We start from the raw sequence: 12,502 nt of genomic DNA, 5'->3' as shown, positions 1-12,502 counted from the left end.
GCTGTCTTCCCAGACGTGCTATCTAAAATCAGAGCAAAAACTCTCTCAAAACTTTATAAAAAATAAAGTTCATTGTGGTTGCAAAATTTGTGCTTGTTCTTGCTTTAAATACGACATTAAATATTATTAAAATCGTATACTTTTAGTATTGTTCTACAAACTATTCCTCTGAAGCTTCAATAATTTTTTCTGCCAATAACACTGGATTGGTAAAAATGACTTCGTGACTACCAGACATTTCAACCAATTTAAATGTACCTAGGCGGCTTGATGTTTGTGGATGCCAAAAACCTGTTGGCATTGTTAAATCATCAAGACAATTTAAAAAACTCTTTGGAATATCTAATGTATAGAATTTTTTTAAATCTAATTGGTCTAAAAAAGGTTGATAGGGTTCAGGATTCAATTTCTTATAGGTTCTTTCTGCCATCTCCTCATCTGCATCATTGATAAAAGTTGCTTTCCACACATCTAAAGGCAACATAATACTTTGATGATTAGATACTTGTGCTAACACACTAAACATCTTCCCATAATCATTTGGTAAATACTCGACCATACTTTCACCATCGTTCAGTACAAAGGCATTCCAGTAAATTAAACGCTGGATTCGATCCGAAATATCTTCAGCCACTTTAGAAATAATCGATCCAGCATAACTATGCCCAAGTAAAATAATATTATTTAAATTATGCTCGATAATATAATCCACAATTGATTGCGTACTTTGAGCATGATTCACATTACGATCTACGTTTGGACCATGACCTGCTGTTGTCGGTGTATGAACAGTATGACCTTTCTCTCTTAATTCCTTTGCAACCTCTTGCCATGAATCACCATCATGCCAACCTCCATGTATCAATACAAATGTATACATTTTTGTATTCCTCATATTTTAAAATTAAATATCCATATTAAAACTCTCACACAACGCTTTTTTCAGTATTGGCTTATATTCAATGACCCGCCAATAAAGCACCTGCATTTGGAACAACAGGCACAATTCCTAATTCATCCATCATTTTTCGTACTGTACATACAGCAGTTGATAGGGTTGGTATCCCTAGCATGTCTTCAATTTTCTGAATCACAGCTAAGGATGGCATTTGTACACATGCCGAAGCGATCACCACATCAGCACCTTGTGTATTTAAATGCTTAACATCTTCTAACAACAACATCGGATCACGTCGCCCCACCTCCAAATTATCTGGGATCTCAAAGCAAATAGAATCAATCACTTCAATTCCTTCATGCTCGATATACTGGACCACCAGATCAGTTAAAGGTCGCATATAAGGTGCCATTAATGACACTTTCTTTGCGCCCAATTTTTTTAAACCATCGACCAATGCTCCAGCCGAAGTCATTACTGGGGCTAAACAATGGTTTGCCCGAACAACTTCCGTTAAGGCTTTTTCAGTTTCCCGATGGTAGCCTGCACCCATTGCCATAATGGCCACCAAACATGCTGTACTCATCACATCCACACGCGCATCTGCAAGCTCTGCGGCACAACGTAAACTTTCTGCATTCATTACAAGCAGTTCTTCTTTGGTCACTCGATGCATCCGCATACGGCTGGAGTGAAAAGTAAATTTTTCATCTGGATAGAGTTCTTCTCTCATACGGAACATCGCTGGAATTTCAGTTTCCATCGTGGTATTCGAACTAGGGACGATTTGTCCTATCCGATAATTTGTCTCGCTCATTTCTAAATCCTTTTATCAATCATTAAAATCTGGATGCAGACGTTCGTATGCTGCAATAAACTGTGGATCGCGTTGCTTTAAATCCTGATGGCTGACTTTGCCTGTACGGCGCATATAGTCATAAGTAAAACTGATCGGATCTAAATCTAACCGAGTCGCAACATTTTCATACCAGTCAAGACTTTTAGCTGCGGCTGTCTGAAACGAGGAAGAGGCATGACGACGTTGCTGTTCAAACAGTTGAAAAGCTAAGGCAAGATCATCTGGAGCCTTGACGATCGCTTCATGTAATGCAATTGCATCTTGCATCGCCATACGTGTGCCAGATCCCAAAGAAAAATGAACAGTTCTTAACGCATCGCCAAGCAATACAATATTTTTATATGTCCAACACTGATTCTTAACAATATTGGCTTCAAACCATAAGGAACGGTTCGTGAGTAATTCATTGCCGCCTAAATCACGCGCAAAAACTTTGGCACAGAAATCTCGACTTTCATCTTCATTCATTTGGTTCAAACCGCAGGCTTTCCATGTTTCTGGGTCAACTTCAACCAAGAACGTACTCAGTTCTGAACTATATTGATAAGCATGCGCAATAAAGACACCAGCATCATGATATGGACGGAAAATCAGCGATACGGGATGGAAACGTTGCCGAGTGCCATACCAGACAAATTTATTACGACGTTGTTCAAATTGTGGCTGAAAGTGGGCTTGATATTGTTTACGAATCGCACTATTGCCACCATCTGCTGCAACCACGAGATCAACCTGTTGAGATAAAGTTTCGATATCTAGCATTTGATGTTCATACTGAATCTCAATACCAATCGCTTCACATGCAGCATTCAATGTATTTAACATATCAATTCGTGAAGTACGGGAAAAATGATTGCCATGTACTTGTACTCGACTGTCTTGATGTACGATTTCCATATAGTCACAGCATTCATGATGATCGGTGAATTCTTTAAAAAATTCCGGATCAGCGTCTTCTAAAAAGGCCAAGCCAATATCAGAAAACACCACGCCCCAACCATAAGTTGCACCACGGCGGTTTTGCTCATAGACGGTAATTTCATGCTGAGGATTATTCTTTTTAGCCAATAATGAGAAATATAATCCCGCTGGGCCAGCTCCGATCACTGCAATTTTCATAACTGGATTTCCTACGCCAAATTTTGGAATAAACATTGGCTTTGATAATGCTCTAAAGCCAAACGAAATGTAGATGGGATATCAATCGAACGCCGCTCATCAACAGCAATACAGACAGGTGTAAGTTTTGAAATAAAAATTATATTTTGATCTAAAGTCCGCCCTGTAATATTCAAAACATAAGTACGGCTATGAATCTCTTCAACCATAACGGTCAGATCAAAGATTTCATCTGGTTTTAATGAACGCTTAAAATCAAAGCTCAATCCTCGAGTTGGGGTTCCAAAACCATGTGCTGACTTTGCTTTTTGTGAGTATTCACCCAGTAAAATTTCATAAAACCATTCCGCAGCCGAAACCACATAGTCTGAAAACACACCTGTAAAGACCACACTTGCTGGATCACATTCCAACCACCGTACACGGCGACGAATCACCACTGGCAGCGTGCTGATCACCTGTTCATTACATTGCATCATAGGCACCTCTCGCTCTGGCCTGCTCTTCATGTAGTTTTTCGGTGATGATCCGTTTTAGTTCAGGCTTATTCAGCTTACCGACATTGGTCAGAGGAAATTCAGCTATGATTTCAATACGCTCAGGGCACTTATATTTGGCAAGCCCCTGATCAATCAGAAATGCTGCCAACGCTGCGACGTTTGGCACAGTACAATTGAGATTCGCAATAATAAAAATGCAACCCTTTTCACCATATATTGGATCAGGCATTGCCACTAATTTAGCGTCGGCAACTGATGGGTGTTTACAGATGAATGCCTCTACCTCTTCACAGCCAATCTTTTCACCACCTCGATTGACGTTGTCACGTAACCGACCTTCAAAGGTATAACAGATGACACCACCCTCTATTTGATGCGCAGTCATCATGTCACCGGTACGGTAAAAACCTGCTTGGGTAAAAGCACTGGCATTAATATCAGCTGCATTGTAAAAACCAGGTAATGTGGCAGGTCCTTTAAAACATAATTCGCCCATTTCACCCAATTTGACTTGTTGCTCTGATTCAGGATCGAGCAGACAAAATTCATCTTCAGGGCAACCCGAAACACCTTGGGAATGATGTCTTTGAAATATAGGCGCCTCAGCACCCGAGCCCAATAACAAGCCTTCAGTAATGCCATATAAATTGGAACACGGCACCCCTAAATGCTGCTCTAACATATCGGCACGGCACATGGTACAAAACAGCTTTAAAGAAGATAAATCATGTTGTTGAATGGCTTGATATGCCATCAGCTGCGGTGCAATTGGACCAATCGACAGTGCATGGGTGACTTTATGTATTTCAATCAGTTGCAACATACGTTTAATATCGACCTTTGGCATAATGACTGCGGAAATACCAAAGCTAATCACCGACACCAAGGCATAAATTGTTCCAGCATTATGTACAATCGGTAAAGACCAAATCACCCTACTGTCTGTATCAATGCCATAGGTCCGCATCCAACCTAGACTATGGCCCTGATATTCAGCATGAAAACGTGGAATAATTTTTGGAATGCCTGTTGTACCGCCTGATAACTGAAAACTGAGTACATCTTCTGCACCTAGCTGCACATCTTGCATCTTTAGTTTTGCTGTTTCTAAATCAATCGTGGCAATCAGATCATTGAGATGAGTCAAACCCTCATCTTGTCCACGAATCACAATCAACTTTTCAAGGCTTTCCGATTGCTCCAGCATCGATTGGGCAAATGCCACCAAATCAAAATTAGGACTAAAGTCAGCTTGTACGAAGTAAGCCTTTGCCGCACTTTTCTCTACCAATTGTCGAATTTCAACTTCACGATGCTGAGGTAAAGAGCACACGGGGATAATGCCTGCTTTAAAACAGGCGACTAAAACCAGAATGGTCTCAATATTCGTCCCCAGCTGAAAAATTGCCCGATCACCTGTTTCCAAGCCATGATTGAGTAATGCTGCGCCCAATCTTTCTGTCAGATGATCCAGTTCCTGAAAAGTTAAATTGCGCTCATCACTGATAAAGGCCAATTTATCAGGATAACGTTGTGCAATTTTCCTTAGTGAATTTCCAAGCGTGTCATTAATCCACGCACCACTTTCAATCCATTTTTTAGCATTTTCAGCTGGATGATAAATAACACCTTGTATTGGGTTGAGTATCCTACTCATCTTGTTCTCCCTATTTTTTATGCGATCTTTTCCTGATCTAAACGGTTAACTCACAATTTGATTGACTCCATGGCTGGCACTAAACGGACTTGATCTCGATCATAACTTTCGATACGACCATGGATACCACCTGTAAATAGCCCCCACCAAACAGCGGGTTTTAATCCCAACGCTTTGCGGCGAAACTCAATAGGCGCATTGGATCGAATAATGTGATAGACAGGATGATCTGAGCTGACGGTACAACCTGCTTGCGTTTCAGCACTGCGTACCAAGGCAGAAAACTCCTCAACTTTTGGTACATAAATCTCAAGCTTTGCTTGAGGTACCTGTTCAATAAACATGGCCTTTTTATGCCATATCTGATCAATCTCAGTGATACGTTGTCCACGTAACTTGGCTTCTTCTTCCGCAGCAATTGCGGCTGCTAAAGTCAGTGCAGCATCATCAGCATCCACTTGGACCAGTGGTCTTAATTTACGCGTAAACTCAATGAAGTAACCATTTGGATCACGCACATAAATTGATTCAATCACTTCATGCGTGGTTTCAGCAGAAACCGTTAAACCTTTAGATTCTAGATGTTGTTTCCATGCTTTTAATTCATCTGGGTTTTCTACTAACCAAGCCGTATGCGTTGCATCAAACACATGATCTTCGGGTAATGGCGCAGCATTGTCTCTGCCCTGCATTTGTTCTGGTGCATCACTACCGAGATAGTAGAAAAATGCAATCGTGCTGCCATGACCACTATCAAAGAAAAAGTGTAAAAAATCTGGATGTGTAGCAGGTCCCCAGCCTCGGGCTGAAATCACATGAATGAGGGGCAAGCCTAAAATATCTCGATAAAACTCGACCGTTTCTTTTAACTTCCATGTCGGCCTAGCAGTATGGTCTACACCACAAAGCACCAATTTTGATGTAGAAGCAGTTTTCATCATGAAACTCCTCAACGTGTCTCGTTGAATATCAATTTGGAAAAGTACGCTTAAGCCAAACAGCAATCTGCCGTCCTGCTTCCAAACGCCCAGGTTCATCTTCGGGATTTAAGGCACGACCGTGATGATCTCCTGCAATACATAAATGTTGTTTATCTTGTGTCGGTAGGGCTTGAAAAACGTGCTGAACTTCTTCGGGGAAGCAAGCTTGATCACCTGTATATTCAATCACCAAAATCGGTTGATGCAGGGATGAAATGGTTTTTTCTAGGTTTGCATTGGAAGATAAACCTGACCAAGTAGACAGCCAGCTTTCAGGAGTACATTGCCGAGCAAAACCCACTGCACCATAATTTGAGGTAAATGGATCGCTTCCCCACAAAGACCCAAATTTACGTAGAGATGGATCAAGTGACAGATCAAAACAACGTAAATCGGCATCTGTACGCCACACATTAAAAATCGGAGTATGTGCAGCTAAACGTCGATCTTCTATCGTTGCTGATGTTCCTGCTATTTTGACTCGCTTACGGGCTTCAAGTCGGCGGCTAATTAATTCGTGAGCATAAGCATCTAAACGGGCGACCCGAGCCTTTTGTGCAGCACGATAGCGTGCAATAAATTCAGTACTATAATGGGTATTTTGTTTCCCTTTATAACCATTCTCTGGATTGAGCGGATCCAAAGATGGATCGACAAGCAAAGCATTGTTTTCATCAATAACCGATGGATCAATACAATTTAAAAGTAATGCACCTTGACCTGGATGAGGGCCGACAAAAATTAAACCATCTACTGTCGTCATATCGAGTTGTTCAAGTTTTGTAGGTCGCCCTCCCGGCGTATGCTTAATTCTTTGTTCTGGAGACAAACTAGACTGTTGAACATAAAAAGAAAATAGCCCCACACCACCAGAGTTTCCTAACAAGATAATTCGCTTAAACCCTTGTTCCTTTAAAAAATGCAATCCAGCAGCGACATCGTGTAATGCCAATTCATGTTCAAGGCGTAAATCATTACCGACAGAGCGTGGAAACTGCGACCATGCAGCATAACCAGCCGCAACAACATCTGGGATTAAATAGTGACATGCCATAAATTCACGTGGATGCATAATACAAACAACCGTATCAGTTCGTTGTGCTGGCATATATAACGAACCACCTGTAGCGGCTTGGTCTGCTGTGCGCAATACCACATTACGCGTCAATGTATCCGTAGGGATATCTCTTGGATTCCAATCTGTATTTAAAAATCCAGCAATCGCTTGCACGGTTTTTTTTGTTGAATTCATCATGAATCGCTTACCTACATTCCTGTATTGATTTAATCTAGAACAAACTGACACATATGTCAAATATTTTACATAATAGTAAAATGAATAAAAGCATCACAAGAACAAGCATTAAATTGATAAAAAAATTAGAAAAATAAAATAGTAAAAACAATAGATTATAATTTTTATAAAAATATTAGACGTCTATTTTATTACTGTAAAATTTTTTACATATCTGTAAATTTATAAAAAATAAAATTATAAAATGGATAAATTTAAAAAATTCTTAAGTTTTTATGTCTAACAGATATAGATTTTGTTGAGGCAATATTTTCTTAGATCTATCAGTATTTATTGCAAGAAATCATTTAAGCCTGAATGCTTTCTTTCATAGAAGCGAGTTTTGTTTTTGAATTTTTTTAAATTTGTTTTGTGAAGCTCAATCATATGGGCTCAATAAAATACACAGAATTATAGGTAAAATGAGTGCTATCTGAGGTCTATACAACCTAGAAAACCGACGAATCTACCGACTTCTGCTGTTTTGAATATGAACTGTATCTTTTTATTCTATGCAGTAAAAATTATATAGTGAAATCAATATCTCACTAAATTTTCATCAAGATTAACGTTCTATATTTATGGCAATTGGCTCTCTAAAATATCTAATTGATCTCTAAGAATTTGCAAACTCTCTCGTGGAGAAGTCGAACGAAATTCTGATTGTTGTTGTTTTAACACCGAACGAAGTGCCAATTCTGCAATTTGCTGTGCGATTTGACTGGCTTCTTGAGCATCGCCTTCAAACCACCATGCCGTCCAATTACACATACCAATCATTGAAAAAGCAGCCATATGAGCATTTGCTACTTGGAAAACACCCGCATTTACCCCCATTTTAATCACATGTACAAAATTTGATAGCACTGATTTTCTTGAAATTTCAGCAGTCGCTCTACCCTTTTCAGATAAACTACTCTCACTACGTTCTACCACTCTGAACTGTATAGGATGGGTGAGTATTAACATCGCATGTTTGATAATAAGTTCTCTAAGTAATTCTTCTGGTGCCAGATCATTCCGATCTAAAATATTCTTGGTTAGATTACTTGCTTCACGCGTAATTTCATCCGTCAGCGCTTCTAGAATTGATTCTTTATTTGGAAAATAGTAATAAATTGCGGGACGTGTAACAGCTAATAATTCAGCAATATCATGCATACTGGTACCACCAAATCCCTTTTCGATAAACAACTTAGATGCTGCTTTTAAAATAGATTCTCTTTGCATTTCATTACGTCCATTATGACGGCTCTTCATCGGTTTTGGCTTATCGAACATAAAACTACATGAAACCTGATCAATTCTTAGAATTGTAGTTTACTTATATTTCGTTATTTGTGTTAATTTTTACTTTAAGCATAAATGGCATAACCCTAGTACTCGCCAAAGGTGCAGGCGTTGCTCTCATCTCTTCAATTGTATTCGCTCTTTAAAGTATAAAACGATAGCCAACAACCAAGAAAATTCATCCAGCTAAAATCTAAAATAACGCTAAACGAACATTAGAATAAGCTCTAATAATTGTGTCTCGTCCTGAAAATGGCTGAAAATATCAGCCATCCTTCGATTGATTTAAAACTTTGCACGTAAGGTGAGCGTTGCATTTCGAGGATTACCGAAACGAATGTCGCCATAAGTATCAATTTGTGAATAATATTCTTTGTCAAAAATATTATTGATATTTAATGCAATATTCACTTTATCACTTAGTGGGTAGCTCGCCACCAAGTTAGCAATCGTATATCCAGGCTGACGATAAGGATGTTCGCTATAACGACCCACTTTCCAAGTACTTTGATAATTTGCACCGCCGCCTAGGATTAAATTATTTGCAAACTTATAAGTCGCAAATAAACGTGCAATATGTTCAGGCGTATCCTCATTAAAAACCAAACCTTGATTTGTAGGATCGTTCGCATATTCCGTAGTATTGTATGTGTAGCCAAAACTTAGATTAAGATTGGGTATAATTTCACCACGAATCTCAGTTTCAATTCCTTTACTGATCACCTCACCCGATGCAACATTACAATAAGCCTCGCCACCATTAAATGGACATTGCCCTTTGGTGCTTTCATCTCGTATTGAGCGATTAATTTGGTTGGTTTTAAATCCTGCAACTGATGCAATTAAACGATCATCCCAAAGCCCTGCTTTTAACCCAATTTCATAAACATTCCCCTGTACTGGATCAAGTAATGTCTCATTACGATCTTTGACATTTTGCACAACAAAAGTATCGGTATAACTCGCATATGCAGTCAATGCATCATTGATAGCGTAAGTAAGCCCAAAGTATGGTGTTAAAATATTTGATTTCTTATATTCATTGACACTTTCATAATTGCTTTGACGCACACCTGCAATAACTTTGAGCGGATCAATAATATTTAAACGAGTGGTGAGGTAGTATCCTGTCTGACGTACCTGATCAACGCTGGTATTTTGATAACGTGGTGCGATGTAAGGTAACTGATAAGGACTGTAATTTTTAATATTGACGTATAAATAGTCACGTGTCGGTGTTTCCCCTCCACCAACCAAACTATAATCTTCTAGCACTTGGTCCCAACTTGTCCATGCCCCTGTAATATTACTTTTACTGTGATTTGCACCAAATACCAAGTCATGCTCACGACCGAATAATTGATATGTCCCTTTTGCAAAAAAATCATAAATATCTAATTTTTGCTCATAGTTATATCCGTACTTATAAACAGTTGCTAAAGCATCATCAGCACTTGTGGTTTTTGGAGCCACGCTCAATGAAGTAAATGCCATATCCATGGCATAGTTTGCCTTCATATAGCTGGCTTTTACTTCCCATCCATTATTAAATTTATGGCTTATATCTAAGAAAGCTTGTCTATTGGTTTTATCCCAAAAATCTCTGTAATCACAACCACAGTTGGAATTATCGATACCTATTTTTTGACCATTGAAATAGTTAGGAATTGTATTTACGGGAACTGCATGTTCACCTTGACGTGAATATCCAATATTCAATAGCGTATTTTCAGTTAAATCACTGCTCACGATTCCATACAAAACATTAGAATCACGAGTAACAGATTTCATAAATGAATCACCATCTTGACCTGCCACCACTAAACGACCACGCACGCTTCCAGATTGATTCAATGGACCAGAAACATCCATTTCTCCACGTACTGTGTTCCATGAACCATAACTGACAGCACCACTCGCCTGAAAAACTTCTGTTGGTTTTTTACGAATAAGATTAATTGCACCAGACGGATCTCCTGAACCTTGCATTAACCCTGCTGCCCCTCGTAATACTTCAATACTTTCAATGGTTGCCATATCTGGTTTAGATGAGGTGACATTACTTGCATTTACAGCAACACCATCATATTGCAATATATTTGAATTCCAACCATCTCCAACATTAAAGCCTCGGATAGAAAAGTTGGTCCTCTCCGTATTATCCCCTGTTAGTAAAATCCCTGTTGTATTTAATAGTGCATCACCCAAATTTGTCGCACCCATATCTTCGATTTGTTTTCGTGTAATCACTGAAACAGATTGTGGGGTTTCTTTTATACTCAAATCGAGTTTAGTCGATGTACTGGCATTCTTTTTAGTGTAGTTATTTTCTGTATTGTTTTCTGCTGTGACAACGATCATGGGTAAAGCATTTGTTTGTTCCGTTGTTGCTTCTGTCGCAGCATAAGCTGTCCCAATCCAACAACTATAAAGTGCAAGACAGATTGCACTTTTAGCAAAGATCCGATTTTGAGAAATCCATTTATTCACGAAATAAAACTCTTAATCTAAATAAAAATCATTATCGTTATATTTCACATAAAAACAACATATATCTCTACATTCCTCCATTATTTTCTAATTCAAATTCGTTTTGTTAGACAAAGCTATAAAATGAACAGCCTTTCAATCTGAAAGGCTAAGAATAAGGTTACTAGATAATATTACTGAATAAACTTTGACATGACGTGATGTGTACTCCCCCACCTTAGCGTAAATCATGTCATTGTATTTATTTGATAATTACCTTAAAAAAATATAAAAAATAATTAATACTTTTCAAGCAAACCAATGATTCCAGTTGCGATCATATCAATCGCAATTGTGCCAATTAACAAGGCAGATAAACGTCCAACAATATCAAAATAGCGATCAATATATTTTGCATGGCTATAACGTAAGTGGTCATGCCCATACTTCATGATCATTAAAATGCCACAGCTAATAAATAAGGTAAAAGCGATCAACACAGCGGATTCGAGTAAAGACATACTCGCTCCTGTTACGACAGCCGCACTGATTGTGCCAGGACCAATCATAAATGGCATCGCCATGGTACTGGCCAAATGTGCAGGTGTTCCTCTCATTTCTCCGATGGTATCCGCACCTTGAAATACAAACCGATAGCCAATCACTAAGAAAATTAATCCACCAAAAATCTGAAATGATTCAAAACGAACATTTAAATAAGTACTAAAAATTGCTTCGCCACCCCATGCAAAAAGCATAAAAACCACATAAGCAATCAAGGCACCTTGGGCTAAACCTTTATTGAATACATGGGTTTCAGTATGGCGAATCATCCCGATCATATAGATACTCATTAAAAACGGATTGAGTAATGAGAAAAACAAAACAAATGGATGGATATAATTTGAAAACATAATGGCTTTCCATAAAACAAAATCAGGAAACAAAATCAAAAAAAGAGCTTACTTTGCTAAAATTGTACTTCTCAACAAGGAGATACTTTGTCTAACTAATCATTAAAATTGTAAATTTTATTAAGATTCAGCAACTTATTTTTACAAAAAATATTACATTTACTCAAAAAATGCATAACCTTATAAAATTGACTCATTTTTATCTATAAAAAATATTTATACAGTTTTTTAGCACCCATTTAAGCTAGGCACTGGTTATAACTCATATTGTACCCATTAGCATTTGGATTGTTGATAAAATTATACTTAACGGCTGTTTATTGCTTTAGTCATCATCCAAATACCTATTTCTAGTCTCAACATTTTTTAGCATCAGCTTGGCGTTGCGCCCTGCTAAAATAATTCTAGCTAAGCTGACACAACTATTATTCACAGCCCTTTTGATTATTTTATATACGTTAAATTTATTACATAATTGCATCAGATCTCATACATTTTGTTCATGATTACCCAACACATAAA

General features: G+C 38.2%; 10 protein-coding genes. All 10 read right to left on the bottom strand.

The genetic code is table 11. The annotated features are described in order from the left end of the window. Nucleotides 1-160 precede the first annotated feature (160 nt). A complete protein-coding gene (locus FHR28_RS19535; protein ID WP_151957760.1) occupies nucleotides 161-880 on the bottom strand; it encodes an alpha/beta fold hydrolase in 720 nt (239 codons plus the stop codon). Nucleotides 881-959: 79 nt separating this feature from the next. Next, the gene (locus FHR28_RS19530; RefSeq protein WP_151957759.1) at nucleotides 960-1,715 is read right to left on the bottom strand and encodes an Asp/Glu racemase; all 756 of its coding nucleotides are present in this window, start codon (nucleotides 1,713-1,715) and stop codon (nucleotides 960-962) included. Between the two features lie 15 nt (nucleotides 1,716-1,730). After that, the gene (locus FHR28_RS19525) at nucleotides 1,731-2,876 is read right to left on the bottom strand and encodes an FAD-dependent monooxygenase (RefSeq protein ID WP_166783336.1); all 1,146 of its coding nucleotides are present in this window, start codon (nucleotides 2,874-2,876) and stop codon (nucleotides 1,731-1,733) included. Nucleotides 2,877-2,887: 11 nt separating this feature from the next. Next, nucleotides 2,888-3,352: an acyl-CoA thioesterase gene (locus FHR28_RS19520; protein WP_228722110.1), complete on the bottom strand. Its 465-nt coding sequence runs from the start codon at nucleotides 3,350-3,352 to the stop codon at nucleotides 2,888-2,890. Continuing rightward, nucleotides 3,342-5,033 (bottom strand): AMP-binding protein, encoded by a 1,692-nt coding sequence (locus FHR28_RS19515; protein WP_166783334.1) that lies wholly within the window; start codon nucleotides 5,031-5,033, stop codon nucleotides 3,342-3,344. The genes FHR28_RS19520 and FHR28_RS19515 overlap by 11 nt, the downstream gene beginning before the upstream one ends. A gap of 50 nt (nucleotides 5,034-5,083) precedes the next feature. Further along, a complete protein-coding gene (locus FHR28_RS19510) occupies nucleotides 5,084-5,974 on the bottom strand; it encodes a VOC family protein (protein ID WP_228722109.1) in 891 nt (296 codons plus the stop codon). A gap of 28 nt (nucleotides 5,975-6,002) precedes the next feature. Then, on the bottom strand, nucleotides 6,003-7,268 hold the full coding sequence (locus FHR28_RS19505) for an alpha/beta hydrolase (RefSeq protein ID WP_171527381.1): 1,266 nt from the start codon (nucleotides 7,266-7,268) through the stop codon (nucleotides 6,003-6,005). Between the two features lie 618 nt (nucleotides 7,269-7,886). Further along, the gene (locus tag FHR28_RS19500) at nucleotides 7,887-8,588 is read right to left on the bottom strand and encodes a TetR/AcrR family transcriptional regulator (RefSeq protein WP_004819783.1); all 702 of its coding nucleotides are present in this window, start codon (nucleotides 8,586-8,588) and stop codon (nucleotides 7,887-7,889) included. Between the two features lie 294 nt (nucleotides 8,589-8,882). Then, the gene (locus tag FHR28_RS19495; RefSeq protein WP_166783333.1) at nucleotides 8,883-11,087 is read right to left on the bottom strand and encodes a TonB-dependent siderophore receptor; all 2,205 of its coding nucleotides are present in this window, start codon (nucleotides 11,085-11,087) and stop codon (nucleotides 8,883-8,885) included. 278 nt (nucleotides 11,088-11,365) lie between these two features. Next, on the bottom strand, nucleotides 11,366-11,980 hold the full coding sequence (locus FHR28_RS19490) for a MarC family protein (RefSeq protein ID WP_004722279.1): 615 nt from the start codon (nucleotides 11,978-11,980) through the stop codon (nucleotides 11,366-11,368). Between the last annotated feature and the right edge of the window lie 522 nt (nucleotides 11,981-12,502).

Source organism: Acinetobacter sp. BIGb0196, assembly GCF_011759595.1.
GTDB lineage: Bacteria > Pseudomonadota > Gammaproteobacteria > Pseudomonadales > Moraxellaceae > Acinetobacter > Acinetobacter guillouiae.
The sequence above is the reverse complement of the archived record's forward strand: the minus strand, read 5'-3'. Positions and strand labels throughout refer to the sequence as shown.